The organism is Klebsiella sp. 1SOBk10mer (assembly GCF_046602535.1).
GTDB classification, from domain to species: Bacteria; Pseudomonadota; Gammaproteobacteria; order Enterobacterales; family Enterobacteriaceae; genus Klebsiella; species Klebsiella quasipneumoniae.
In genome coordinates this window covers 74,576-98,402 of the sequence record NZ_JBKIUP010000003.1, presented here as the reverse complement: position 1 = coordinate 98,402, position 23,827 = coordinate 74,576, and the positions used below count along the sequence as shown (strand labels likewise).

The 23,827-nt window shown below is 60.4% G+C and carries 26 protein-coding genes; 12 read left to right on the top strand and 14 right to left on the bottom strand.

The features are described 5' to 3' along the window. Positions 1–95: 95 nt before the first annotated feature. Together ACLH1I_RS10400 and ACLH1I_RS10395 are read left to right on the top strand one after the other, a co-directional pair. Positions 96–1,160 carry a LacI family DNA-binding transcriptional regulator gene (locus ACLH1I_RS10400; RefSeq protein WP_004205987.1) on the top strand — a complete coding sequence of 355 codons (1,065 nt, stop codon included), beginning with the start codon at positions 96–98 and terminating at the stop codon, positions 1,158–1,160. A gap of 263 nt (positions 1,161–1,423) precedes the next feature. Continuing rightward, the gene (locus tag ACLH1I_RS10395) at positions 1,424–1,864 is read left to right on the top strand and encodes a GNAT family N-acetyltransferase (RefSeq protein ID WP_062913929.1); all 441 of its coding nucleotides are present in this window, start codon (positions 1,424–1,426) and stop codon (positions 1,862–1,864) included. Positions 1,865–1,918: 54 nt separating this feature from the next. On the opposite strand, the gene ACLH1I_RS10390 is transcribed toward ACLH1I_RS10395, so the two are convergent. Then, positions 1,919–2,134 carry a DUF4177 domain-containing protein gene (locus ACLH1I_RS10390; protein WP_004205985.1) on the bottom strand — a complete coding sequence of 72 codons (216 nt, stop codon included), beginning with the start codon at positions 2,132–2,134 and terminating at the stop codon, positions 1,919–1,921. Next, positions 2,103–3,200 (bottom strand): transcriptional regulator FtrA, encoded by a 1,098-nt coding sequence (ftrA, locus tag ACLH1I_RS10385; protein ID WP_062913930.1) that lies wholly within the window; start codon positions 3,198–3,200, stop codon positions 2,103–2,105. The genes ACLH1I_RS10390 and ftrA overlap by 32 nt, the downstream gene beginning before the upstream one ends. A 67-nt stretch (positions 3,201–3,267) precedes the next feature. Here ftrA and ACLH1I_RS10380 point away from each other — a divergent pair, with 67 nt between their 5' ends. From ACLH1I_RS10380 to urtE, 7 genes are all read left to right on the top strand, one after another. Beyond that, positions 3,268–3,666 carry a rhodanese-like domain-containing protein gene (locus tag ACLH1I_RS10380; protein ID WP_032456007.1) on the top strand — a complete coding sequence of 133 codons (399 nt, stop codon included), beginning with the start codon at positions 3,268–3,270 and terminating at the stop codon, positions 3,664–3,666. A gap of 148 nt (positions 3,667–3,814) precedes the next feature. Then, positions 3,815–4,918, top strand: coding sequence for a cobalamin-independent methionine synthase II family protein (locus ACLH1I_RS10375; protein WP_053810405.1), 1,104 nt, complete (start codon positions 3,815–3,817; stop codon positions 4,916–4,918). A gap of 170 nt (positions 4,919–5,088) precedes the next feature. Then, the gene (urtA, locus tag ACLH1I_RS10370) at positions 5,089–6,360 is read left to right on the top strand and encodes an urea ABC transporter substrate-binding protein (RefSeq protein WP_004205981.1); all 1,272 of its coding nucleotides are present in this window, start codon (positions 5,089–5,091) and stop codon (positions 6,358–6,360) included. Positions 6,361–6,421: 61 nt separating this feature from the next. Beyond that, on the top strand, positions 6,422–7,996 hold the full coding sequence (gene urtB / locus ACLH1I_RS10365) for an urea ABC transporter permease subunit UrtB (protein WP_151628574.1): 1,575 nt from the start codon (positions 6,422–6,424) through the stop codon (positions 7,994–7,996). Further along, positions 7,996–9,069: an urea ABC transporter permease subunit UrtC gene (gene urtC, locus ACLH1I_RS10360; protein ID WP_017900354.1), complete on the top strand. Its 1,074-nt coding sequence runs from the start codon at positions 7,996–7,998 to the stop codon at positions 9,067–9,069. Before urtB ends, urtC begins: the two co-directional genes overlap by 1 nt. Next, positions 9,069–9,866 (top strand): urea ABC transporter ATP-binding protein UrtD, encoded by a 798-nt coding sequence (urtD, locus tag ACLH1I_RS10355; RefSeq protein ID WP_004205978.1) that lies wholly within the window; start codon positions 9,069–9,071, stop codon positions 9,864–9,866. Before urtC ends, urtD begins: the two co-directional genes overlap by 1 nt. 9 nt (positions 9,867–9,875) lie before the next feature. Then, positions 9,876–10,574 carry an urea ABC transporter ATP-binding subunit UrtE gene (gene urtE / locus ACLH1I_RS10350; protein WP_004205977.1) on the top strand — a complete coding sequence of 233 codons (699 nt, stop codon included), beginning with the start codon at positions 9,876–9,878 and terminating at the stop codon, positions 10,572–10,574. 35 nt (positions 10,575–10,609) lie between these two features. On the opposite strand, the gene ACLH1I_RS10345 is transcribed toward urtE, so the two are convergent. Together ACLH1I_RS10345 and ydeE are read right to left on the bottom strand one after the other, a co-directional pair. Continuing rightward, entirely contained in the window at positions 10,610–11,092 is a 483-nt protein-coding gene (locus tag ACLH1I_RS10345) for a helix-turn-helix domain-containing protein (protein WP_004205976.1), read from the bottom strand. A 129-nt stretch (positions 11,093–11,221) separates the two neighbouring features. Next, the gene (gene ydeE / locus ACLH1I_RS10340; protein ID WP_004205975.1) at positions 11,222–12,418 is read right to left on the bottom strand and encodes an efflux MFS transporter YdeE; all 1,197 of its coding nucleotides are present in this window, start codon (positions 12,416–12,418) and stop codon (positions 11,222–11,224) included. A 194-nt stretch (positions 12,419–12,612) separates the two neighbouring features. On the opposite strand from ydeE, the gene eamA reads away from it, so the two are divergent. Continuing rightward, the gene (eamA, locus tag ACLH1I_RS10335; RefSeq protein WP_023318194.1) at positions 12,613–13,512 is read left to right on the top strand and encodes an O-acetylserine/cysteine exporter; all 900 of its coding nucleotides are present in this window, start codon (positions 12,613–12,615) and stop codon (positions 13,510–13,512) included. Between the two features lie 48 nt (positions 13,513–13,560). Here the strand turns inward: eamA and marB are convergent, their stop codons facing one another. From marB to marR, 3 genes are read right to left on the bottom strand one after another with little or no spacing between them, the layout of a single operon-like run. Continuing rightward, the gene (gene marB, locus ACLH1I_RS10330) at positions 13,561–13,779 is read right to left on the bottom strand and encodes a multiple antibiotic resistance protein MarB (protein WP_043519537.1); all 219 of its coding nucleotides are present in this window, start codon (positions 13,777–13,779) and stop codon (positions 13,561–13,563) included. Positions 13,780–13,819: 40 nt separating this feature from the next. Next, positions 13,820–14,194, bottom strand: coding sequence for an MDR efflux pump AcrAB transcriptional activator MarA (gene marA / locus ACLH1I_RS10325; protein WP_002904397.1), 375 nt, complete (start codon positions 14,192–14,194; stop codon positions 13,820–13,822). A 20-nt stretch (positions 14,195–14,214) separates the two neighbouring features. Next, entirely contained in the window at positions 14,215–14,649 is a 435-nt protein-coding gene (marR, locus tag ACLH1I_RS10320; RefSeq protein WP_004143563.1) for a multiple antibiotic resistance transcriptional regulator MarR, read from the bottom strand. Positions 14,650–14,910: 261 nt separating this feature from the next. Here marR and ACLH1I_RS10315 point away from each other — a divergent pair, with 261 nt between their 5' ends. Continuing rightward, positions 14,911–15,579 (top strand): MarC family NAAT transporter, encoded by a 669-nt coding sequence (locus ACLH1I_RS10315; RefSeq protein WP_004205969.1) that lies wholly within the window; start codon positions 14,911–14,913, stop codon positions 15,577–15,579. 67 nt (positions 15,580–15,646) lie between these two features. Here the strand turns inward: ACLH1I_RS10315 and ACLH1I_RS10310 are convergent, their stop codons facing one another. Beyond that, positions 15,647–16,846, bottom strand: a complete 1,200-nt coding sequence (locus ACLH1I_RS10310) for a sugar transporter (protein ID WP_004205967.1) — start codon at positions 16,844–16,846, stop codon at positions 15,647–15,649. Between the two features lie 201 nt (positions 16,847–17,047). On the opposite strand from ACLH1I_RS10310, the gene ACLH1I_RS10305 reads away from it, so the two are divergent. After that, positions 17,048–17,839, top strand: coding sequence for a PhzF family phenazine biosynthesis protein (locus ACLH1I_RS10305; RefSeq protein WP_048324138.1), 792 nt, complete (start codon positions 17,048–17,050; stop codon positions 17,837–17,839). Between the two features lie 50 nt (positions 17,840–17,889). Here the strand turns inward: ACLH1I_RS10305 and ACLH1I_RS10300 are convergent, their stop codons facing one another. The 6 genes from ACLH1I_RS10300 to ACLH1I_RS10275 form a co-directional block, all read right to left on the bottom strand. Next, complete coding sequence (locus ACLH1I_RS10300; RefSeq protein ID WP_057215131.1) at positions 17,890–18,567, bottom strand: SDR family NAD(P)-dependent oxidoreductase; 678 nt, start codon at positions 18,565–18,567, stop codon at positions 17,890–17,892. Beyond that, a complete protein-coding gene (locus tag ACLH1I_RS10295) occupies positions 18,564–19,037 on the bottom strand; it encodes a YhcH/YjgK/YiaL family protein (protein ID WP_048324142.1) in 474 nt (157 codons plus the stop codon). Before ACLH1I_RS10295 ends, ACLH1I_RS10300 begins: the two co-directional genes overlap by 4 nt. After that, complete coding sequence (locus tag ACLH1I_RS10290; protein WP_198079746.1) at positions 19,034–20,200, bottom strand: sialidase family protein; 1,167 nt, start codon at positions 20,198–20,200, stop codon at positions 19,034–19,036. The genes ACLH1I_RS10295 and ACLH1I_RS10290 overlap by 4 nt, the downstream gene beginning before the upstream one ends. 3 nt (positions 20,201–20,203) lie before the next feature. Continuing rightward, positions 20,204–21,613 (bottom strand): sodium:solute symporter family protein, encoded by a 1,410-nt coding sequence (locus tag ACLH1I_RS10285; RefSeq protein ID WP_048324146.1) that lies wholly within the window; start codon positions 21,611–21,613, stop codon positions 20,204–20,206. Between the two features lie 76 nt (positions 21,614–21,689). After that, positions 21,690–22,574, bottom strand: coding sequence for a dihydrodipicolinate synthase family protein (locus tag ACLH1I_RS10280; RefSeq protein WP_064150080.1), 885 nt, complete (start codon positions 22,572–22,574; stop codon positions 21,690–21,692). Positions 22,575–22,588: 14 nt separating this feature from the next. Beyond that, positions 22,589–23,737 carry an iron-containing alcohol dehydrogenase gene (locus ACLH1I_RS10275; RefSeq protein ID WP_060655797.1) on the bottom strand — a complete coding sequence of 383 codons (1,149 nt, stop codon included), beginning with the start codon at positions 23,735–23,737 and terminating at the stop codon, positions 22,589–22,591. Positions 23,738–23,827 lie beyond the last annotated feature (90 nt).

Sequence of the window (23,827 nt, the reverse complement as noted above, 5' to 3'; positions counted from 1 at the left end):
CAGACGATCACGAAAGCGAGGGTAAAGCGCTGTTTTTTGTCGCGCGTTAAACATAAAATGTTAGCGCACGACATTGTTATTGCTGAGGAGAAAAAATGCCGCGTCGTACCGCTACCCTGGAGGATGTCGCTCGCGCGGCCGGGGTTTCCCAACAGACCGTCTCCCGGGTCCTGAACCGTCCTGAAGTGGTGTCAGCCCGCACCCGCGAGCAGGTAATCCGCGCGATGCAGGCGCTGCACTACGTACCTAACCGCTCGGCGCAGCTGCTCGCCGGCAAAGCAGCGCCCTCCATTGGGCTTATCACTGCCTCGCTGACCTTGCATGCTCCCTCGCAGATCGCCGCCGCGGTAAAGAGCCATGCCAGCCTGCACCAGCTGGAGGTGGCAATAGCGATGCCGGCGCAGGCCGACTTCGCCGCGCTGCAGGCCCGGCTGGACGAACTGCGCGCCCAGCATATTCGCGGAGTGATCGTTAGTCTGCCGCTGGAAAGCGCTACCGCCGAGCGACTGGTTAAAGAGAACCCGGATATGGCCTGCCTGTTTCTGGACGTCTCCCCGGAGGCCGATGTCTGCTGCGTGCGCTTCGATCATCGCGACGGCTGTGGGGCGTGCGTGCGCCATCTGTGGGAGCTGGGGCATCGCGAATTTGGCCTGCTGGCAGGGCCGGAAAGTTCGGTTTCCGCTCGTCTGCGTCTCGCCAGCTGGCGCGAGGCGCTGCACAGTCTGAATATCGCCCGTTCAACCACGGTGTTCGGAGACTGGAGCGCCGCCAGCGGCTGGCAGAAAACCTTTGAACTGCTGCACCTACAGCCGCGGATCAGCGCCATTGTGGTGGCGAACGATCAGATGGCGCTCGGGGTACTCAGCGCGCTGGCCCAGCTCAATCGCAGCGGCAGCCAGGCGGTATCGGTGACCGGCTATGACGACACCGCCGACAGTCTCTACTTTCAGCCGCCGCTCACCACGGTGGCGCAGGACTTCGATCTGCTGGGCAAGCGGGCCGTGGAGCGGCTGATTGCTCTGATGGCGGCCCCGCAGCTGCGGATCCGCGAGCTGCTGCCGACCCGGCTCATCGTGCGCCAGTCGGCGTGGCCGCTCGCCGCCGCGGAGGACCGGCAGCAGACCCTGGCGCAGCTGAAAGCGTTGGTGGAGAAGCTCTAGCCGCAGGCCGTTGAGGATTTATTGAGGTTGACCATGCTAACCTCGGGATCAAACGTAGAGAGGTCAGGATCCTCTGCCTGCGTAAAATGCAAAATACAATCTATCCATGCAAGCATTGATTTACCGCCAGTCACATGGCGGTTTTTTTTTGCCTTCCTCCGTTTCCCGCTTTGTTCCGTTCGTTTTTTCGCCTGGCATCCCCTGCGGCGGCATGCTACATCTTTCTTTCGGGATAGATGCCGAACACAACGGGAGTCAAGGTCATGATGGTGATTGAGGGGAAAGAGGCGATTGGGCGGGTAGACTGGCGGCGGGTGAGGACCATCGTCGCCGAGTCCGGGCTGAATGAACGTGATGTTCAGCAGCTGGAGCAGGCGTTTCTCCATAGCACCTTCTGCTGGTTTGGCTATGAGCACGGTCAGCTGATTGCCGTGGCGCGGGCCATCAGCGACTGCACCTGGAGCAGCTATTTGTCGGATGTGGCGATCGTCCCCGACCGCCAGGGGCAGGGTTACGGACAACAGCTAATGCTGGCCATCCGGGAGCAGCTGCTGCCCTTCGGCAAAATCTTTATCTATGCGGTGGCCGATAAAATCCCATTCTATCAGCGCTTTGGTTTTGCCATGCTGACCACCGGGATGGTCTGCGCCAGCGAGGAGGGCATGCGCAACATGCAGGAGCAGGGCTATATCCGCCAGCCCTGAGCGCGGATACCGGGCAACGCCTGGCTTAAGCGGTTAAACCAGGCGCAGGCACCGTCAGAGGGGCCGTTCAAGCACAAACAGATACGCTTCCCGCGACCAGAACAGGGCTGTACGGCGTCGCTCCACCGACATGGTTTTTACCTCCCAGCCTTCGCGGGTATAGCTACTGAGAAACTGGCTCATTTTGTCAGGGTCGGCTTTGGCTTCGCCAAAAAACAGGCTGCCCAGCAGGCCCTCTTTATAGATCACTACCCGACACTCTTTCTTCATCATCCACCATCCTGGCGACCGGTTTACTGTGGCCGTCTATTGTCCGCGGCTGGGACGATTTTGCAATCGGAGAAGTTGCAAACTGTTTACGGTACTGCAGTGGGCTTATCGCGAAGCGCTGGCGAAAATGGTGGCGCAGGGTGCCAGCGCTGGCAAAGCCGCAGCGCTCAGCGATCTGGTCGATGCCCATCGTGCTCTCCGTCAGGTGCTGACGGGCGCGCAGCAGACGCTCCTCCAGCAGCCAGCGGGCCGGGGTTTTACCAGTGGCCTCTTCAAAGCGGCGCAAAAAGGTGCGCGTCCCCATGCCGGCGCGCTGTGCGAGGGAGGCGACGGTGTGGCTGGCGGCGAGATGCTGGTGCAGATAATCAAACAGCTGGCCAAGGCGCAGACTCTCCCGGCTGCGGGCCACCGGACGCAGGACCTGCTGCGCCTGACCGCCGTCGCGATGGGGAGAGACCACCAGGCGGCGGGCGACCACATTCGCTGCCTCGCTGCCGAAATCCTCGCGCACCAGATGCAGACAGAGGTCGATCCCCGCCGCGCTGCCGGCGGAGGTCATCAGCAAATCATCACCCACGTACAGGACATCCTCCACCACCTGGATCTGCGGAAAACGGGACTGCAGCGCGGCGGTGTAGCGCCAGTGGGTTGTCGCCTGGCGGCCATTGAGCAACCCGGCGGCGGCGAGAACGAACACCCCGGAACAGATGGAAATAATCCGGCACCCGCGGGCGTGAGCGGCGGCCAGGGCGGCGCACAGCGCCTCGGGGACCGGGGAGTCGATGCCGCGCCAGCCGGGGACCACGATGGTCTGCGCCTGGGCGAGAAGCTCAGGGCCGCCGTCGGTCATCAACCGGACTCCGCCGGTGGCTCTCAGAGGCCCTTCATCGACGGCGGCGACGGCGAACTGGTACCAGCGCTCGCCCATTTCCGGGCGCGGCAGGCCGAAGATCTCCACGGCCACGCCAAACTCAAAGGTGCACAGGCCATCGTAGGCGAGGGCCACCACGCGGTGAGGTGACAGTGTCACCGAAGGAGTTGTCAGGATGTTAGCGTTTTCTGTCATGGTTGCCGGCAGATAAGGGTGATGGGCGTCAGTAAAGTAGTGTTATCACAGACAAGGAGAAGACGCCATGAGTGTAGTAACCCAATTTACCCCCGCCACCTCCGCCGAGGCTATCCGCTGGTTCCGCCATAAGCTGCATCTCGAGACCGACTGCGCCGATGTGCACAGCGCCCAGCGTGCCGGCGAGGTCGACTTTGTCCTGCTGCACGTGGTCGGCAGCGAGGAGGCCTTCGCCAGGCGCCACCTGCCCGGCGCGCTGCATCTCCCGCACAGCCAGATCAGCGCCGAGAGAATGGCGGCCTGGCCGGGAGAGACCCTGTTTGTGGTCTATTGCGCCGGGCCGCACTGCAACGGTGCCGACGTTGCCGCGCTAAAGCTGGCCGAACTGGGGCGGCCGGTGAAAATGATGCTCGGCGGGATCACCGGCTGGGAAGATGAGGGCTATGCGTTTGTCGCCGGTAAATGAATATTTTTCATGCACCATGAAATATTCTCGTTTGCGGCCCGTCGGCCTGCATGCCAGTATCTGGACATATAGCCATCCAGAAGTCTAAAAATTCAAATAATGAACTATCACGGTGGGCAACTAACGCGCCCACCGCTAAGGAGACAGCATGCAACGTCAACAGGCCCCGTTCCGCGCAGACATCGTCGGCAGTTTTTTGCGCCCGGACAGCATCAAACAGGCGCGTCAGCAGCTGGCTGAGGGGATTATCGACGCCGCTCAGCTACGCGAGATTGAGAATAACGCGATCCGTCACCTGGTCCAGCAGCAGTGCGACTGCGGCCTGCACGTGGTCACCGACGGCGAGTTTCGTCGCGCATGGTGGCATTTTGATTTCTTCGACGGCCTGCAAGGCGTTGAGCGTTACGATGCCGAGCAGGGGATCCAGTTCAACGGCGTGCAGACCAAAGCGCACGGCGTGCGCGTTACCGGCAAACTGGCGTTTGGCGACCACCCAATGCTGGAGGATTTCCGCTATCTGAAAAGCATCAGCGGCGACGCGCAGCCTAAGATGACCATTCCCAGCCCGAGCGTGCTCCACTTCCGCGGCGGTCGGAAAGATATTGATGCCACCGTTTACCCGGATCTCAGCGACTACTTCGACGACCTGGCCACCACCTGGCGCGACGCGATCCGTGCGTTTTATGACGCCGGCTGCCGCTATCTGCAGCTGGACGATACCGTCTGGGCCTATCTCTGTTCCGATGCCCAGCGTCAGCAGGTGCGCGAGCGCGGCGACGATCCGGATGCGCTGGCGCGCATTTATGCCCGGGTGCTGAACCAGGCGCTGGAGGGCAAGCCGGCCGATCTGACGGTGGGCCTGCACGTCTGCCGGGGCAACTTCCGCTCAACCTGGATCTCGGAGGGCGGTTACGAGCCGGTGGCCGAGGTGCTGTTTGGCGGCGTCAATGTCGATGCCTTCTTCCTCGAGTATGACAACGACCGCTCCGGAGATTTCGCGCCGCTGCGCTTTATTCGTCCCGGCCATCAGCAGGTGGTCCTCGGACTTATCACCACCAAAAACGGCGAGCTGGAGAACCCGCAGGGGGTAAAAGCGCGCCTCGCTGAGGCGGCGCAATATGTTCCGCTCGAGCAGATCTGCCTGAGTCCGCAGTGCGGTTTCGCCTCCACGGAAGAGGGTAACGCCCTCAGCGAAGACCAGCAGTGGCAAAAAGTCCGTCTGGTGACCGCCATCGCCGCCGACGTCTGGTAATTGCTTTCTTAGCGCAGCGTTGCACCGTGATGAGGCAACGCTGCCATCTCCTTCGCCTCCGCCCTCCGCCTGCGCCGCATCCCACTGTTCTCACAACCTGGCACCGTTTTTGCCTTATCACCTCTGGTTAGCTGTTAATTCTTTATTTTTGCGCTACTCAGGAGTGAATCATGCAACGTAGAACGTTATTAAAAGCTTTTGCACTCTCCGCCTCTGTTATGGCTATGGGTCTCTCATTCCAGGCCTATGCCGCCGACACTATTAAAGTCGGGATTATGCATTCGCTCTCCGGGACGATGGCGATTTCCGAAACGCCGCTGAAGGACGTCGCCCTGATGGCCATCGACGACATCAACGCCAAAGGCGGGGTGTTGGGCAAGAAGCTGGAGCCGGTGGTGGTCGACCCGGCCTCCAACTGGCCGCTGTTCGCCGAGAAGGCGCGCCAGCTGCTGGCCCAGGATAAGGTGGCGGTGGTGTTTGGCTGCTGGACCTCGGTCTCGCGTAAATCGGTGCTACCGGTGTTTGAGGAGCTGAACGGCCTGCTGTTCTACCCGGTACAGTACGAAGGGGAAGAGATGTCCCCCAACGTCTTCTATACCGGCGCGGCGCCTAACCAGCAGGCCATCCCGGCGGTGGAATACCTGCTGAGCGAGGACGGCGGCGGCGCCAAACGCTTTTTCCTGCTGGGAACCGACTACGTTTATCCGCGCACCACCAACAAGATCCTTCGCGCCTTCCTGCATGCCAAAGGGATCCAGGACAAAGATATCGAAGAAGTCTACACCCCGTTCGGCTATAGCGATTACCAGACCATCGTCGCCAATATCAAAAAATTCTCCGCCGGCGGCAAAACGGCGGTGGTCTCTACCATCAACGGCGATTCCAACGTGCCGTTCTACAAAGAGCTGGCTAACCAGGGACTGAAAGCGACCGACGTGCCGGTGGTGGCCTTCTCGGTGGGGGAAGAGGAGCTGCGCGGCATCGACACCAAACCGCTGGTCGGCAACCTCGCGGCATGGAACTACTTTGAGTCGGTCGATAACCCGACCAACAAAGCCTTTGTCGCCGATTATCGCGCTTACGCCAAAGCGCACAAGCTGCCGAATGCCGATACGGTGGTGACCAACGATCCGATGGAAGCGACCTGGGTGGGTCTGCATATGTGGGCGCAGGCGGTGACCAAAGCCGGCACCACCGACGTGGACAAAGTGCGCGACGCTATGGCCGGACAAACCTTCAAAGCGCCGTCCGGTTTCACCCTGACGATGGATGCCACCAACCACCATCTGCATAAGCCGGTGATGATTGGTGAAATTGAAGGCAACGGCCAGTTCAACGTGGTCTGGCAGACCGATGAGCCCGTCCGCGCGCAGCCGTGGAGCCCGTGGATCCCCGGTAATGATAAGAAACCTGACCATCCGGTGAAAACCGTCAGCCAGTAAGCGCCAGGGCCGACGGAGCGGGAACGTCGCGTCCGTCGGCCGCTGACCAGAGGAGAACGACATGAACGCATTGCGTCTCATGAGTGTGTTGACGCTACTGCTGATCCTGCTGCCATGGCGGGCACAGGCCGCGGAGGCGGACGACTTCGTTGCCGCCAGCCGCAGCCAGCAGGCGCAGCTGTTGACCAAGTGGGCGGCAGCGCCGCAGGCGGATCGTCTGCCGCTGCTGCGGGCGTTGACCACCGAGAGCCTGGTGATGGACGACGGAAAACATGCTTTCCGCACCCGACAGGGCGGATTACAGCCATTGGGTGCCGTCGCCGCGCCCCAGGGCGAAACCCGACCGGTGCGTCTGACCAACCGCCTGCGCAATCTGGCTGCCGGCGCGCTGGCCAGCCACCTTATTTTAAGTGACAACGTCACGGAGAGAGCTTCCGCCGCACGAACGCTACAGCGGGAAGCGACCCCGGCCATGGCCGCGCTGCTGCAGCAGCGGCTGAAGGCGGAAAGCGATGATAATGTGCGGGGCCTGCTGGAGGTGGCGCTGGCCCGGCTGCAGCTCACTCAGCCTGAGGCCAGCGCGCGGCTGGCCGCCGTGACGCTGCTCGGCCATTCCGCGGACCCGGAAACCCAGGCGCTCCTGATCCCCTTTACCGATGCCCAGCATGAGCCGGATGCGGCGGTGCGCGAGGCGGCCAGCGACAGCCTGCAAAAGATCAAACATCGTCTGCTGCTCGGCGATCTGCTGGGCCAGGCCTTTATGGGGCTATCGTTGGGCTCGGTGCTGCTGCTGGCCGCGCTGGGGCTGGCGATCACCTACGGCCTGCTGGGGGTGATTAACATGGCCCACGGCGAGATGCTGATGATTGGCGCCTACAGCTGCTGGCTGGTTCAGCAGGCGCTGGCGCAGCTCGCGCCGCAGTGGCTGGCCTTTTATCCGCTGGTCGCGCTGCCGGTAGCGTTTCTGGTGACCGCCGGGATCGGCATGGCGCTGGAGCGCACCATTATTCGTCATCTGTATGGTCGGCCGCTGGAGACGCTGCTCGCCACCTGGGGGATCAGCCTGATGCTTATCCAGCTGGTGCGCATGCTGTTTGGCGCGCAGAACGTCGAGGTGGCAAACCCCGCCTGGCTCTCCGGCGGCGTGCAGGTCCTGCCGAACCTGATCCTGCCGTGGAACCGGCTGGCGGTGCTGGCGTTCGTCCTGCTGGTGCTGTGCTTTACCTGGCTCATCCTGAACCGCACCCGTCTCGGCATGAACGTCCGCGCCGTGACGCAGAACCGGGCGATGGCCGCCTGCTGCGGCGTACCTACCGGGCGGGTGGATATGCTGGCCTTTGGCCTCGGCTCCGGTATTGCCGGGCTGGGCGGCGTGGCGCTGTCACAGCTCGGCAACGTCGGGCCTGAACTGGGTCAGGGATACATCATCGACTCGTTTCTGGTGGTGGTCCTGGGCGGCGTCGGCCAGCTGGCCGGCAGCGTGGCGGCGGCCTTTGGGCTGGGCATTTTCAACAAAATTCTCGAACCGCAAATGGGCGCTGTGCTGGGCAAGATCCTGATCCTGGTGATGATTATTCTGTTTATTCAGAAACGCCCGCAGGGTCTGTTCGCGCTGAAAGGGAGGGTGATTGACTGATGAGCCAACCTGTTACCTTAACGCTGGCGCAGCGCGCGCCGCGGCCTCTGCGCTGGCTGGGGATCCTGCTGGTGCTGGGGCTGCTGAGCATGCCATTTCTGGCACTGCTGCCGGCCTCCCATCCGCTGGCGGTGCCGAGCTGGCTGCTGACCCTGAGCGGTAAAATCCTCTGCTACGCCATTGTGGCGGTGGCGCTGGATCTGGTCTGGGGCTACGCGGGTATGCTGTCGCTGGGGCACGGGATTTTCTTTGCCCTCGGCGGGTACGCTATGGGCATGTACCTGATGCGCCAGGCGGCGGGCGACGGTCTGCCGGCGTTTATGTCTTTTCTCTCCTGGAGCGAACTGCCCTGGTTCTGGTGGGGCACGCAGCATTTCGCCTGGGCGATGGCGCTGGTTGTGCTGGTTCCCGGTCTGCTGGCCCTGGTTTTCGGCTGGTTTGCCTTTCGCTCGAAGATCAAAGGGGTCTATTTCTCGATCATGACCCAGGCCCTGACCTATGCCGGTATGCTGCTGTTCTTTCGCAACGAGACCGGGTTTGGCGGCAACAACGGTTTCACCGGTTTTACCACGCTGCTGGGTTTTCCGGTCACCGCCACCGGCACCCGCGCCACCCTGTTTATGGCCACGGTTTTGCTGCTGTTGCTGACCCTGTGGCTGGGCTCGGCGCTGGCGCAGAGTAAGTTTGGTCGGATCCTCACCGCGGTGCGGGATGCCGAGAACCGCCTGATGTTCTGCGGGTACGACCCGCGCGGCTTCAAGCTGCTGGTGTGGACGCTGTCGGCGGTACTCTGCGGCCTGGCGGGGGCGTTATATGTCCCGCAGGTGGGGATCATCAACCCCAGCGAAATGTCGCCGACCAACTCCATCGAGGCCGCCATCTGGGTGGCGCTCGGCGGGCGCGGCACACTGATTGGCCCGGTGCTTGGCGCCGGGCTGGTCAACGGCGCGAAGAGCATTTTCACCGTGGCGATGCCGGAGTACTGGCAGCTGTTTCTCGGCCTCATCTTTATCATCGTAACCCTGTTTTTACCCCGCGGGGTGATGGGCCTGCTGCGTCGAGGAGACCGCTAATGCAACCGGATGAAGGACTGTTTACCCGCCAGCTGCCCGGCGATCGCTTTCGTGCGCAAACCGACCCGGTACTGCAGCTGGAGAACATTAACGTCAGCTTTGATGGTTTCCGGGCGCTGACGGACCTGTCGCTGGCGATTGGCGTCGGCGAGCTGCGCTGTGTGATCGGCCCCAACGGCGCGGGCAAGACCACCCTGATGGATGTGATCACCGGCAAAACCCGGCCGCAGAGCGGCAAAGCGATCTATGACCAGTCGGTGGATCTGACCACCCTCGAACCGGTGGCCATCGCCCGCCAGGGCATCGGGCGCAAGTTTCAGAAGCCGACGGTCTTCGAAGCGCTGACGGTGGCGGAAAATCTCGCCCTGGCGATGAAGGGAGATAAATCGGTGTGGGCCAGCCTGCGCGCCCGGCTGAGCAGTGAACAGGACGATCGACTGAATGAGGTGCTGCGCCTGCTGCGTCTTGACGGCGAACGCTACCGCCAGGCGGGGCTGCTTTCCCATGGCCAGAAACAGTTCCTTGAGATCGGCATGCTGCTGGTGCAGGAGCCGCATCTGCTGCTGCTTGATGAGCCAGCGGCCGGCATGACCGATGCGGAAACCGAATATACAGCGGAGCTGTTTCGTACGCTGGCCGGACAGCACTCCCTGATGGTGGTGGAGCACGACATGGGATTTGTCGAGACTATCGCCGACCGGGTGACGGTCCTGCATCAGGGCCAGGTGCTGGCGGAGGGATCGCTGCGGGAGGTGCAGGCCAATGAGCAGGTCATTGAAGTTTATCTGGGACGTTAAGGAGCGCCAATGTTACAGGTGAGTCAGCTACATCAATACTACGGCGGCAGCCATATTTTGCGTGGGGTGGATTTTTCCGCCCGCCAGGGCGAAGTCACCTGCCTGCTGGGGCGCAACGGCGTCGGCAAGACCACCCTGCTGAAATGTCTGATGGGGCTGATCCCGGCGCGCAGCGGTGAGGTACGCTGGCAGGATCAGAACATTACCCACCGTAAACCGCACCAGCGGGTACAGGCCGGGGTGGCCTACGTCCCTCAGGGACGCGAGATTTTTCCGCGCCTGACGGTGGAGGAAAACCTGCTGATGGGGCTATCGCGCTTTCCCGCCCGCGAGGCGCAGCAGGTGCCGGAGGAGATTTACCAGCTTTTCCCGGTGCTCAAGACCATGAAGCAGCGGCGGGGCGGTGACTTATCCGGCGGCCAGCAGCAGCAGCTGGCGATCGGCCGGGCGCTGGCCAGCCGTCCGCAGCTGCTGATCCTCGATGAGCCCACCGAGGGGATCCAGCCCTCGGTCATCAAAGAGATTGGCGAGGTGATCCGTCAGCTGGCGAGCCGCGGGGATATGGCCATCCTGCTGGTGGAACAATTCTATGACTTTGCCGCCGGGCTGGCGGACCACTACCTGGTGATGTCGCGCGGCGCCATCGTCCAGCAGGGCAAGGGCGGAGATATGGAAACCGACGGCGTACGCGCCCTGGTGACTATCTGAACGGACCGGCGGCGTTCGCGCCGCCGGTTTCCTTGCTATTTACGCAGCAGCCGCTGCAGGCGCGCCTGGCGCCAGTTTTTGATCCATTCGCCGAACACGAACAGGCGTAATCCTCTCACCGCCAGCAGAGCGCCCCAGATCAGGGCGACCCAGCCGGACCAGGTGTACTGCGGGTTAGTGTACCGGTTGAGCAGCGCCAGCAGCACGCAGACCACCAGCGCCACCGACAGCGAACGAAAAAAGCGGCTCTCCTGCTGCACCCGCGCTTTCGCTTCCTCTATACGCAGATCCAGCGAGGCTTCCGGGCCCGGCGCGCCCTCCCGCGAGGCTTCGCCGCCGATCTCGGCCACCGTCACCTCAAAGACCGCGGCGAGGGCGCTGAGGGTCTCCAGTCCCGGGCGTTCGCCATTCTCAATGCGCTGGATCGTGCGGACGCTGAGACCCGCCATTTCGGCCAGCTGTTCCTGGGACCAGGCGCGCTGCAGCCGTAATTGTTTGACCTGATTGTTGCTGTTCATATTTGTATGCTCCATAACGTTCTGCGGATGTAAACCTGTGATGGAGTATGGAAAAGCGGGCCGCCAGCCACCACGACAGCGACCCGACAACGACCCGACAGCAACCTGACAGCCGCATGCCAGCTGGCGTCAGGCGTTGGCCAGCGGAGAATCCGGCTGCCAGGGGCGGGCATTGATCCCGCGGAAAATCATCAGCCAGGCGGCGACAATCGCCCCGATAAGAATGACAAAAAGCGACCAGTGCGGCAGATGGGTGAGGATCAACCCCGTCAGCATCGGGTTGAATGCCGCGCCCAGCCATCCCAGCGACTGAGCGGAGAAGTAGCTGGCCTTCATTCCCGGCGGGGCGATATGGTCAATCAGCATATACTCGCCGGGGGCATAAATCACCTCGCCAAGGGTGAAGACTGCCGCCGAGATCCCCCATGCCCACAGGCTGGCGCCGGAGAACATAAAGCCCACGAGGCCGATCACAAAGCAGACGGTGCCGAAGGTCATCAGCGGGCGGATATTTCTGGCGCTCAGTCGCCGGCCAACCGCATACTGCAGAGCGACGACCACCGCGGCGTTAACCGGCAGCACCACGGCCACCACTTTTTCGGCGAAGTCGCTGCTGGCGACCACCAGTACGTACTGCGAGATACAGGAGGCGAAAGCGCCGCCGACGAAGGAGGCCAGCAGCCCTGAACAGGTAAACCACAGCAGCGCGCGGTCGCGCAGCAGCACCGAAGGCGTCCAGACGGCAGCCCCTGGCTGGGCGGCGGCGGCGCCATCTCGCTGCAGAAACAGCTGAATAAACACTAACGGGAAGGCGGCGCAGGCTGCCGCCAGCCAGAATGGCAGATTAATGCTGTGCATCACCAGCAGCGTGCCGATGGGCGGTCCGACGGTCCAGCCGATGTTGAGGATGGTGTAGTTCAGCGAGAAGATGCGCGCTTTTTTCTCCGCCGTCAGCCGGTCGGCGAACCAGGCTTTCAGCACGGTGGAAAAGACCGAGTAGGCGCAGTTGATCAGCGCAAAGAAGATCACCACCAGGATAGCGTTATTGACCAGCGGTATCGCGCTGAAACCAAGGATAAACACCAGCACTGACCACACCATATAGCGCTTTTTGTCGAACTTGTCCGCGAGGATGCCAAAGCCCATGCTAAACAGCACGCCGACCACGAGGGCCAGCGACAGGGCGTAGCCAATCACATCCACCTCCAGCTGATAGCGTCGGGTGAGGTAGATGGTCATAAACGGCAGTGTGGCCCCGCGGCCGATAGTCAACAGTAGCGACGATGCCAGCAGCGCGATGGTGGAGCGCCGGAGTGTGGTGATCATGATTTCCTTGCCTGTCATGTTGTTATAATTTTATGTCTTCGATCACAAATAACACGGCCATCACGCCTTGTACAGGTCGCCCCGGTGGCGATAGGCACTTCCGAACCTGCCAAAAATAATGATCTATCCTGGCGACCGCTTTTTCGCTACTTTGATTTTGTTCACAAAAATTCTAATAACGACAGAGGCAGGGTATGACGAGGAAAGATGGACTGCTGGCGCTGCTGGTAGTGGTGGTGTGGGGGCTTAACTTCGTGGTGATTAAGCTGGGATTGCACAATATGCCGCCGCTGATGCTGGCGGGCCTGCGCTTTATGCTGGTCGCCTTCCCGGCGCTGCTGTTTGTCGCCCGGCCGGCCATTCCGCTGCGCCTGCTGCTGGGCTATGGCCTGACCATTAGCTTTGGCCAGTTTGCCTTTTTGTTCTGCGCTATCGGCCTGGGCATGCCGGCGGGGCTGGCGTCGCTGGTGCTGCAGGCGCAAGCCTTTTTTACCATCATTCTTGGCGCCTTCGTCTTTGGCGAACGCTTACAGGGCAAGCAGCTGGCGGGGATCGCGCTGGCGATCTTCGGCGTGCTGGTGCTGGTGGAGGGGAGCCTCGGCGGGGAGCATGTCCCACTGGTGGGTTTTATGCTGACCCTGGCGGCGGCGCTCAGCTGGGCCTGCGGCAATATTTTCAACAAAAAAATCATGTCCCAGGCGACCCGCCCGCCGATCATGTCGCTGGTGGTGTGGAGCGCATTGATCCCGGTGCTGCCGTTTATGTTTGCCTCGTGGCTGATCGATGGCCCGCAGCTCATGCTGGCGAGTCTACGCCAGATCGATATGCTGACGGTTCTCTCGCTGCTTTACCTGGCGTTTATCGCCACCATCGTCGGCTATGGTATCTGGGGCTCGCTGCTGGGGCGCTATGAAACCTGGCGGGTGGCGCCGCTGTCGCTGCTGGTGCCGGTAGTGGGGATGGCCAGCGCCGCGCTGCTGCTGGGGGAGACGCTGAGCGGACTGCAGCTCGCCGGGGCGGCGCTGATCATGGCCGGGCTCTATATCAACGTTTTCGGTCTGCGTCTGGTGCGGCCGGGCATGGCGCGCGGGTAAAAAAAAGCCCCGGAGACGGGGCTATACACAAGTATGCGTGTAATGGCATCACAGGTCGTGCTGCTGGTAGTACGGCACGCCTAGTTCGTCAGATTTATCATTGCCGGCCGCCATATGATTGAAATCAAACGGCGAGTCGTTATGGTCCGAAGGGAGAATCATTGTGTCACGCTGGTTTTGCCGCACCGGCGTGGTGGTTTGCTCCGCAAAGCTGAAGCTGGATGCCAGCGACAGAAGGACGATAGCTGCGGCAGCGAATAGTTTCATGATTTCCTCAATACGTCTTTGATATTACAGGCGATTAACATCAGTTATTTAGCGGATGCAGATAGCGGGATTCGCCAGGTACATTCGTTATGCGATATTTGTGGGGCGGAACATCGAAATAGTTTTTAAACGTTCGCGTCAAGGTCTGCTGCGATTCGAAACCGTAGCGTTCCGCCAGGTACAGGATTGGCTCATTGCTCTGCTTGAGCTTTTGCGCAATCTCCGTCAGCTTACGGCTGCGGATGTACTGGCCGAGGGAATGGCCAGTCTCTTTCTTAAACATACGTTGCAGGTGCCACTTGGAGTAACCTGAGCGCTCAGACACTTTTTCCAGCGACAGGGGCGATTCCAGGTTATCCTCGATCCACGACAAAATACTATGGATAGTGATGGCGTCATTATTACGTCTGGACATCATCTTACCTCTTCTTATTTTTACGGCAGGACCTTCTTGAGGAGTTGCTCAAGCATGGCGACTTCGTCCGCCGACAGATTTTTTGTTAACTCCTGGTGTAACTTCTGACCCACAACCTGATGACACTGCTCGCAAAGGGCTGCGCCGTCTGGCGTCAACTGCACCAGCACACCGCGCTTGTCAGCGGGGTTGGGTAACCGTTCAATCCAGCCTTTACACGCCAGGCGGTCGAGCATACGCGTCATCGCGCCCGGGTCGACTGAAAGCACGGTTTTCAGCTCAACGGGGGTAATACATACCTCGCAACGAATGGAACAGAGCACCCGAAACTGGGTCGCGGTAATATCCATAGGTGAGAGGTAGTCGTTGAGCAGGCGATCTTTTTTCTGGTTAACCATCTGGATCAAGCGGCCCAGCGGGATCATTTCGTTGAACAGGTCGCTGGTACTTTTCATGATGGTTGCCCAGGCAATGATTTAGTTGCGAGTGATACTATTGCCCAGGCAATCATAAGTCAACATTATGAATTAGCCGATGCCACGATTTGCTAAAACAAAAAAATTCGACACGTGTCACTGTTTGTGAATTTTCTAACGCTTGTTAATTTTTGGCGAAAGTGATTTATCAGCTGGCTGGCGTTGGAATTGTTGAAGCCGGTATACTCACGGATTGAAACCATCTTTAAAAAATGAATATTTACGGGACTTTATTTAACTATGTTCGATTTGTTTAAAGCGATAGGGCTCGGCCTGGCGGTGCTTTTACCGCTGGCGAATCCGCTGACTACCGTGGCGCTGTTCCTCGGCCTGGCGGGCAATATGAACAACGCCGAGCGTAACAAGCAGGCGTTGATGGCCTCGGTGTATGTCTTCGCCATCCTGATGGTGTCATGGTATGCCGGCCAGGTGGTGATGAATACATTCGGCATATCAATACCTGGGCTGCGAATCGCCGGGGGGTTGATTGTGGCCTTTATCGGTTTCCGTATGCTGTTCCCCCAGCAAAAAGCCCACGATTCGATGGAAGCGAAGATCAAATCGGAAGAACTACAGGATGAGCCGACCGCCAATATCGCCTTTGTGCCGCTGGCGATGCCAAGCACCGCCGGTCCGGGCACCATCGCGATGATCATTAGTTCCGCCTCGACCGTTAAGCACGGGGTGGACTTCCCGGAGTGGGTGGTGCTGGCGGCGCCGCCGATTATCTTTGCCCTGTTGGCGATCATTCTCTGGGGTTGCCTGCGCAGTTCGGGGGCGATTATGCGTCTGGTAGGCAAAGGCGGCATTGAGGCCATCTCACGATTGATGGGCTTCCTGCTGGTCTGCATGGGCGTGCAATTTATTATTAATGGCGTGCTGGAGATCATTTCGACCTGGCATCCCTGACCGCGGTGATGCGCAGAGAGACAACAGCCCGCCGGAGCGATACCGGCGGGCTGTTTTTGCGGCTAAATTAAGAGTGGTGCGGCTGGTGTTCTTCCAGCGATACCGGCCAGCGGCGGAAGATCAGCAGGGCCCAGATCAGGCCTGCCAGCGCCGGGATAGCGCCGATATAGCCGATGGAGGCCATAGAGAGATGCAAACTCACCTGGCTGCCCACCAGCGCGCCGGCGCCAATGCCGATATTAAAGATGCCCGAGAACAGCGACATGGCGACGTCGGTGGCGTCCGGGGCGGAGGCCAGCACTTTCACCTGCATGCCGAGACCGATAATCATAATCGCCACCCCCCAGAAGATGCTGAGCAGCATCAGGTGGTGCGGGTTATGCGAGGCCGGCAGAAGCAGCAGCAGACAGGCCAGCAGCAGGCCGATGGCGAGGCTTATCAGCCCCGAAGCGTGCTGGTTACCGAGCTTGCCGAACAGAATGCTGCCGATAATCCCGGCCCCGCCGAGGATCAGCAGCAGCACGGTGGCAAAATTGCCGCTCAGACCCGCCACCGTCTGGACGAAGGGTTCGATATAGCTGTAGGCGGTATAATGGGCGGTCACCACCACTACGGTCAGAATGTATACGCTGACCAGCGCCGGGCGACGGAACAGCACCGGCAGGCTCTTCAGCGAGCCTGAGTGTTCGCTCGGCAGGGTCGGCAGCAGTTTCACCAGGCAGACCAGGGTGGCTAACGCGCCCAGGCCGATCGCCAGGAAGGTCATTCGCCAGCCAAAATACTGGCCGATGATGCGGCCGATCGGAATCCCAAACACCATCGCCAGCGCGGTACCGGTGGCGATCAGACTGAGCGCCTGCGCCCGTTTGCCCGGGGGGGCCATGCGGATGGCTAGCGCCGACGTTATCGACCAGAACACCGCATGGGCGAAGGCGATGCCGATGCGGCTGATGACCAGCACGTCAAAATTCCATGCAAAGAACGACAGCACATGGCTGGCGATAAACAGAATAAACAGGCCGATGAGCAACCGCCGGCGCTCCACTTTGCTGGTCAGCAGCATAAACGGCAGCGACATTAACGCCACCACCCATGCGTAGATGGTCAGCATCATGCCCACCTGGGCAGTTTCCATGCCGAAGCTGTCGGCAATATCCGACAGCAGACCGACCGGGGCGAATTCTGTGGTGTTAAAAATAAACGCGGCGATGGCCAACGTCACGACACGTAGCCACGCTACCTTGCGTGAGACCGTATTCGTAGTCATAAGCTCTGGACTGGTGATTCAGGGGAAGATGTGACGCCGATCATAAAACGTTTGCTGGCGAAAAGACAATCATTATGTGATCTGCCTCTCGTTTCACTGCAAGCAGCCAGGCGCGGTTAAGCAATTAATTTTGCTATGGATAGTGTCAGAGGGGCGCTTTTATGTCATGTTGAAGGAAAGTAAAAAAAGTAAGGACAGTGTATGCAGGAAATTCAATTTTATCTGGTCGATGCTTTCAGCGATAAAAACTTCGGTGGCAATGCCGCGGCCGTCTGCCCCCTCAGCGAGTGGTTAGCCGACGATGTGCTGCTGAAAATGGCCCAACAGCATAATCAGTCCGAAACGGCGTTCTTCGTCCGCACCGACGAAGGCTATGAGCTGCGCTGGTTTACCACGCTGCACGAGATCAACCTCTGCGGTCATGCCACCCTGGCCGCGGCGCACGTTATTTTTGAGTATCTCGACCATCCCTCGGCGACCATCACCTTCAGCACCCGCTTCGTTGGCGACCTGCGAGTCACCCGCAGCGGAGACTGGCTGACGCTCGACTTCCCGGCGTGGACGACCAGCCCGGTGGCCAACCCGCCGGCGGACCTGCTGGCCGGACTAGGCCTCGAGGCGGCCGTCGAGGTACGTGAAGGGCGCGATTATCTGGTGCTGCTGGCGGATCGTCAGCAGGTTGAAGCGGTGCGGCCGGACATGGCGCGCCTGCAGACGCTTGGCAAAATGATCTGCGTCAGCGCGCCGGATGAGGAGTATGACTTTGTCAGCCGCTTCTTCTGCCCGGGTGAAGGGGTGCCGGAGGATCCGGTGACCGGCTCCGCCCATAGCATGCTGATCCCCTGGTGGGGCGAAAAACTGGGGAAAACCACCATGATGGCGCGCCAGGGCTCCGCCCGCGGCGGCGACCTGCGCTGCCAGTGGCAGGGCGACAGGGTGCTGATCGGCGGCCAGGCCACCACCTATCTGCGCGGGACTGTCTATTTGCGTTAATCATCACCGCCGCGTCGTTCCGCTGTCCGGGGACGGCGCGGCGTGCGTCATCAGGCGAGGGAGGCGCCACCGCACATCACCAGCTCCTGTCCGGTCATCGCCGATGCGCCCTCACTCAATAACCAGCTTATCAGCGAGACCACCTCTTGCGGGGTAATGAGCCGCCCCAGCGGCGGCAGCTGTGGCGGGGAGCTTTCCCTGCCGGGCTGACGGAGCATCGGCGTATCGGTTGCCCCGGGCGCCACCACGTTGACCGTCACCCCAGCGGGCGCCAGCTCTGCCGCCCAGCTTCTGGCAAGGGCGACCAGCGCGGCTTTGGTGGCCGTATACTGTGAACGACCCGCTGCGCCACGTGATGTACGGCTTCCCAGCAGAACAATCCGCCCACCCGGCCTCATGGCCGGGGCGAAGTGATTGACCAGCGTCTGGGCCGCGTCGACATGTAAACGCCACAGCGACTCGCCGTGCAGTGGATCCAGATTGCCCAGGGTTGCGGCGGTCATCGAGCCCGCGGCGTGGATGATGGCCTGAGGAGGCTCAATCTGCTCCAGCGCCGCCAGCAGCGCGCTGCGTTGGCTGACGTCGACCGTCAGATGGCGAAAGTTCGGCTGTGAGAAGGGCGGCAGCGAACGGCTCATGCCGACCACCTGCCAGCCGTCCTCCAGCAACTGCCTCACCACCGCGGCGCCGATCCCGGAACTGGCCCCGGTTACAATTGCCTGCTTCATCGCGCCTCCAGCATCGCCGCCGGGATCTTGAATACCGCCTTTCTGACCGGCGCTGGCGTCGAAACCGCACACAGCGCCTGGTGCGGTTCGCCGGGGTAAAAGACCGCGAAGTCGCCGGGACGCAGCAGAATAGAGACACTCTCCGGGGCCGGCTGACAGATATAGAGGTCGGGCTTAATCTCATTATCTTCCGGGCGCATCGCGGGAGCCATGCCCGCCTGGATCCGCTCCTCGCCGGCCAGGATGACCTGAATATCCGCCCACTGGCGATGATATTCCGTATGCCGCTCGGCCGCGGGCTGGGTTTGCACCACGCTGAGGGTGCAGAACCACGGCGCGCCGTCGGGCTGGAACCGGCCATCCTCTCTGGCGCTCAGGGCGGCCAGCGAGCAGACCTCGCTGCTCAAAAGCTGGTTTAACGCCGGCGGCAGGCCAGCCTGCTGCAGCGCCTGCAGATTACCGATAATCATGCGCTTGCTCCTTTCACCCACTGTGGCGAAACGCGAACATACTTGATCGCCTGGCGGTACCAGGTGTAGGCGATATGCAAATTACCGTCTGCTCCCTGTTTGATGCTGGGGTAGGAGAACTCCCGGTTCAGCTTCTGCTCCGAATTATTGGTCATGCAGTAGCCGTCACCCTCGTCAAGATTGCGCAACCACGGCCAGCTTTTGCCGCCATCGGGTGAAATCGCCACCGTCATCGGCGCGCGTGGCGCGCCCCAGAAGGCGCTTTTCCCGGTTGTTTCCGGCTCCTTACTGCCATCGTCATCCGCAATTTCATCGTACAGCGAGGCACGGCGTTCAGTGGCTCCGGCGGCGCTCATATTATTGAACACCAGCACCAGTTCGCCATTGTCGAGAGTTGTCGCCTGAATGGACGAGTTATTGTTCGGCAGCGTCGTGGGCGCCGGCGCAGACCAGCTTTCACCCTGGTCGCTGGAGTGGCTGAACCAGATATGATCCGCCCAGCGACTGCGAAAGAAGGCCGCCAGTCCGCCGTCGGGATGCGGGGTGATGCTCATATGGACGCAGCCAAGGCTCTCCGGGACTGCCACGTCACGCCAGCTTATGCCGCCGTCTGAGGAGATTTTCACCGCGCTGACGTCATTGTTACCCACCCATTTCTCGCCTGGTTCGGTGCGGCAGTAAAACACTGGCAACAGCCAGCTGCCGTCAGGCATGACGCTAATCGGCTGGCGAATAAAGGTACCGGGCTGATCCAACAGGGTGTCGATGGGACCCCAGCTTTGCCCGCCGTCATGTGACTGGCGGTAGCGGACAATGGCGGTATCCTGGTTGCCGGCGTATTGCGCCGTCCATAACAGCCACACTACCTGGTCAGGCGCCTGAAACAGCACCGGATTTTGTTCCGAGCGGTCAGGATCGTCAGAGAGCTTAACCGCTTCGCTCCAGCGATCGCTGTCGGTGGCTAACCGCGATCCCCAGATCGAAATGTCGGCTTTCCCTTCCTGCGAGCCGCCGAACCAGACGCACATCAGGCTGCCATCTTTCAGCTGAAGCAGGTTGGCGGCATGATTTTGCGGGCAGGCGCAGGGGAGCATCGCCCATGCGATATGTTCATCTTGTGGGTGCTGGCGAATGACGCCGTCGAAAGAAGGTATTGTGGTCATGTTTTAGACTCCACGTTGCTCAACAGGGGCAGGAGATGATTGTGATTTATTCGGGATCAAGCGATCGAGGACCATAATGATCGCCGGGGTCGCCAGGGCGACATACATGTTATTGATGCCGAACGGATCGCCAAGTAAATACCAAACGGAGGTCACCACGCAGGCGCCGATCAGACCGGCATTGGCGCCGCGGGTGCTCCGGAAAAACGGTGCGTAGAAGGCGATAACCGCCACCACGGTAATGGACAGGCGTATGGCGCGGGTGAAGAAGGAGAGTTTCAGCACTTCCGGCACCAGCAGCACAAAGACCAGCGGCAGGAAGCCGATAATTAACGATGCCCAGCGCGTGGCTCTGAACTCCTGGTCCGGGGTCGGGTTACGCCATGGCACGTAGAAATCTTTCACCACCAGCGAGGCAATGGCTAGGGCAACGGTACTAACGCTGACGAATATCGAGGCCACAAGTGACGTTGTCACGAGTCCCGCCAGCCACGGGTTCATGTCCTGCAGAAATACCGGCAGGGCGTACAGGCTGTTGATTTCCGGATGCAGATATTTCGCCGCCACGCCGATGATAGCGATGGCAAGGGCGATGGGCAGGCAGAAAAAGAAGGCGATCCAGGTGGAACGCTTTGCTGACCGGACATCTTTGGTGGAGCTGATCGCCTGGATAACAAACTGGGTGCAGAAGATGGAGCCGATGGTGCCGATAAGCCAGGCGAAGATGGTGCCAGCGCCAATGTTGCCATCCCACGTCCAGTAGTAATCCGGCATATTCTCAATCATCGGCGTGAAGCCGCCGGTTTTGGACAGAGCAAAACCCAGAATGATCAGCAGTCCGGCGTATTTTAACGCGCTGTGTAACATGGTGACCCAGGCGACGCCTTTCATGCCGCCGAAAGCGAAATAGAAGGTACTGACGATGGCGGTAATAAAGGCGGCCACGGGTAAGTTGACTTTTAAGACGGTGGAGATAGCCGCGGCGCCGCTGACGTAGTTGCCCACGTTAACCAGCAACAGCGCATAAATCATGATCAGGGAGATGATATTTTTGGTACTGGTGCCATATTTCTCAGCGATAGCGCCGGAGATGGTGATTTTCCCGGTGTTATAGATGCGTTTTACCAGAATCAAACCGAACAGCGGGAAACCGATGGCTGCCCCCAGCACGGACCATGAAGCGGCAATGCCGCTCTCAAAGGCGGCCTGAGCGGTACCGATGGTTGATTTGGCACCAATATATTCCGACATCAGTAATATACCGACAATTAAGGCCGGCATGGCGCGCGAGCCTTCCATAAAATCCCCGGAATTTTTACTACGAATACGGAATGTCAGCCAGGTGGTAAACAGAATATAGGCAATGACAATGCCGACAATAATAAAGGTATCTTCAGCGGTAAAATGATTCATCTTAGCCTCTCTCTGGGCGTACGAATCCTGGGTACGACGGTACCCGGTCTGTTTTATTTACGAAACGCAGCGGGTATTACGCTAAATAACGGGCAATGATGCCGCGAATTTCCTGCAGCTGCTGGTCACTGAACTGCACCGCGTAGCGGCTGTCGCCCACCTCATGACCCATTAGCTGCAGAGCTTTCTTCACCGCCGCAGGCGAGAACGCCACTTTATACAGATCGGTGCGTAGGCCCGTTACCTGCTCCTGGGCCTGGCGCGATCCGACGATATCCCCGGCGTGAAAGCGCGACCAGATGGCGTTAATTTCCGCGGGCGCGACGTTGGCAAGCCCCGAGATGCACGCCGAACAGCCGTCGACAAATCCCTGATGGATAAGCGAGTCCGGTCCGTTCAGAACGTCGAAACCGTCGATATCGCGCACCGCGTCGAGAAAACCTTTCAGGCTGTCGTAGCTGCCGGCGCTATCCTTAATGCCGACAATATTCTCGTGCCTGGCCAGCTGACGCGCGGTCTCCGGGGCAATGGTGTTCCCGGTGCGGGCGGGAATGTTGTAAAGAAAAAGCGGGACACTCAGCGCGTCGGCGATCGCCGTATAGTGGTTAATCAGTTCTTCCTGCTTCAAGGGCACGAACCACGGGGTAATGGCCGATACCGCATCAACCCCGAGGCGGGCGATCTGCTGGCCCAGCCGGAGAGTCTCGCGGGTGGAAACCTCCCCGATATGGGCCACCACCGGGACGCGACCGGCCGCTTCTTCCACACAGGTTCTGGCGACGGCGATCTTCTCTTCCTCATTGAGGACAAAAAACTCGCCGTTGGTGCCGCCGCAGAAAATACCGTTGCCCGCGGCGATCTGGCGCTGCACCTGCTGGCGTAGCGCTGGCAGGTTAAGCGCGCCCTCGACGGTAAAGGGGGTGACGATGGCGGTCAGTACGCCGCTGATAGCTTTCCTCATTTTACTTTCTCCTGTTAGGCATGTTCTGGAAACAGCGTCTGGTAGATGGCCGCGATCTCTTCGCGGCTGACGCTGCAGGGGGCATTGTTCATCAGGCGTTTAACGTTTTGCGCCGCCGCGCTGAGGGCGGGAATGCTCTCCTGCGGCACGCCGAGAGCGGCGAGGTTATCGGGCAGCGGTAAGCGTTTGACCAGCGCCGCCAGCCACGCGACCAGCGCATGGGATTTCTCTTCCTCGCTGAGCGTGCGATCCGCGTCGGGGATCAGATCCCAGACCTGAGCAAATTTCACCACCGCGTGGGGGCGGATCACCCTCATACAGGGCGCCAGAAGAATGGCGTTGGCCACTCCGTGCGGCAGATGCCAGGTGCCGCCGAGCGGATAGGAGAGCGCATGTACCAGGTGGGTGCCCGCATGGTTAATCGCCGCGCCGCCGTACCACGAGGCCCAGAGCATCTCCAGCTTCGCCGTCAGATCCTGCGGCTGATTCACCGAGCGTTCGATATGGCGCACCAGCTTGTGCAAACCGATTAACGCGGCGTTATCGCTTACCGGGTTGGCGACGGTGGAGGTAAAGCACTCCAGCAGATGGCACAGGGCATCAATGCCGGTCGACGCCGCGATGCTGGCCGGCATGCTGGTGGTCAGCTCCGGCAGCAAGGCGACATAGTCCGGCAGGAGCACCGGGGAGATGATCCCCACTTTGGTCTGCTGCTCGGGGATTGCCAGAATGGCGTTCGGCGTCGCTTCGGAGCCGGTCCCGGCGGTGGCCGGGATTAACAATGAGCCGATCCGTCGTTGCGGCTGCTCGCCTGCCAGCAGGGCCGTCAGAGCGGGCGCCTCAGGGTGCAGAAGTACGGACAGCAATTTTGCTACATCCAGCACGCTTCCCCCGCCGATGCCAACAACTAACTGTGGCTGGCTGGCGTCGAGCTGGCTGACGATCTGCGCCACATCGTGATGGCTGGGCTCGGCCGGTACCGTGTCAATGACCTCAACTACACGCCCCTCAGCCGCCAGCAGACGATGGATCGCCTGGGTTGCTTCCAGCGCCCCGACGTTCTTGTCGGTCACCAGCAGGATAGAGGTTTTACCGGCCAATAACGGGAGCAGAGCCGATGAGGCACCCGCCCCGCTGATAATCGTGCTGTGTATCGTCGCCACGCGTTTCTCCTTGGTAGCAATTGATTATTTTCAATCATTCGTGAGTTATGGAACTCGTCTGGTGGGGAAAGTTATAATTTATACGGCGGG

Coding starts and splice junctions, on each gene's coding strand:
- ACLH1I_RS10400 (WP_004205987.1), top strand. CDS start 96: ATGCCGCGTCGTACCGCTACCCTGGAGGATGTCGCTCGCGCGGCCGGG.
- ACLH1I_RS10395 (WP_062913929.1), top strand. CDS start 1,424: ATGATGGTGATTGAGGGGAAAGAGGCGATTGGGCGGGTAGACTGGCGG.
- ACLH1I_RS10390 (WP_004205985.1), bottom strand. CDS start 2,134: ATGAAGAAAGAGTGTCGGGTAGTGATCTATAAAGAGGGCCTGCTGGGC.
- ftrA (WP_062913930.1), bottom strand. CDS start 3,200: ATGACAGAAAACGCTAACATCCTGACAACTCCTTCGGTGACACTGTCA.
- ACLH1I_RS10380 (WP_032456007.1), top strand. CDS start 3,268: ATGAGTGTAGTAACCCAATTTACCCCCGCCACCTCCGCCGAGGCTATC.
- ACLH1I_RS10375 (WP_053810405.1), top strand. CDS start 3,815: ATGCAACGTCAACAGGCCCCGTTCCGCGCAGACATCGTCGGCAGTTTT.
- urtA (WP_004205981.1), top strand. CDS start 5,089: ATGCAACGTAGAACGTTATTAAAAGCTTTTGCACTCTCCGCCTCTGTT.
- urtB (WP_151628574.1), top strand. CDS start 6,422: ATGAACGCATTGCGTCTCATGAGTGTGTTGACGCTACTGCTGATCCTG.
- urtC (WP_017900354.1), top strand. CDS start 7,996: ATGAGCCAACCTGTTACCTTAACGCTGGCGCAGCGCGCGCCGCGGCCT.
- urtD (WP_004205978.1), top strand. CDS start 9,069: ATGCAACCGGATGAAGGACTGTTTACCCGCCAGCTGCCCGGCGATCGC.
- urtE (WP_004205977.1), top strand. CDS start 9,876: ATGTTACAGGTGAGTCAGCTACATCAATACTACGGCGGCAGCCATATT.
- ACLH1I_RS10345 (WP_004205976.1), bottom strand. CDS start 11,092: ATGAACAGCAACAATCAGGTCAAACAATTACGGCTGCAGCGCGCCTGG.
- ydeE (WP_004205975.1), bottom strand. CDS start 12,418: ATGATCACCACACTCCGGCGCTCCACCATCGCGCTGCTGGCATCGTCG.
- eamA (WP_023318194.1), top strand. CDS start 12,613: ATGACGAGGAAAGATGGACTGCTGGCGCTGCTGGTAGTGGTGGTGTGG.
- marB (WP_043519537.1), bottom strand. CDS start 13,779: ATGAAACTATTCGCTGCCGCAGCTATCGTCCTTCTGTCGCTGGCATCC.
- marA (WP_002904397.1), bottom strand. CDS start 14,194: ATGTCCAGACGTAATAATGACGCCATCACTATCCATAGTATTTTGTCG.
- marR (WP_004143563.1), bottom strand. CDS start 14,649: ATGAAAAGTACCAGCGACCTGTTCAACGAAATGATCCCGCTGGGCCGC.
- ACLH1I_RS10315 (WP_004205969.1), top strand. CDS start 14,911: ATGTTCGATTTGTTTAAAGCGATAGGGCTCGGCCTGGCGGTGCTTTTA.
- ACLH1I_RS10310 (WP_004205967.1), bottom strand. CDS start 16,846: ATGACTACGAATACGGTCTCACGCAAGGTAGCGTGGCTACGTGTCGTG.
- ACLH1I_RS10305 (WP_048324138.1), top strand. CDS start 17,048: ATGCAGGAAATTCAATTTTATCTGGTCGATGCTTTCAGCGATAAAAAC.
- ACLH1I_RS10300 (WP_057215131.1), bottom strand. CDS start 18,567: ATGAAGCAGGCAATTGTAACCGGGGCCAGTTCCGGGATCGGCGCCGCG.
- ACLH1I_RS10295 (WP_048324142.1), bottom strand. CDS start 19,037: ATGATTATCGGTAATCTGCAGGCGCTGCAGCAGGCTGGCCTGCCGCCG.
- ACLH1I_RS10290 (WP_198079746.1), bottom strand. CDS start 20,200: ATGACCACAATACCTTCTTTCGACGGCGTCATTCGCCAGCACCCACAA.
- ACLH1I_RS10285 (WP_048324146.1), bottom strand. CDS start 21,613: ATGAATCATTTTACCGCTGAAGATACCTTTATTATTGTCGGCATTGTC.
- ACLH1I_RS10280 (WP_064150080.1), bottom strand. CDS start 22,574: ATGAGGAAAGCTATCAGCGGCGTACTGACCGCCATCGTCACCCCCTTT.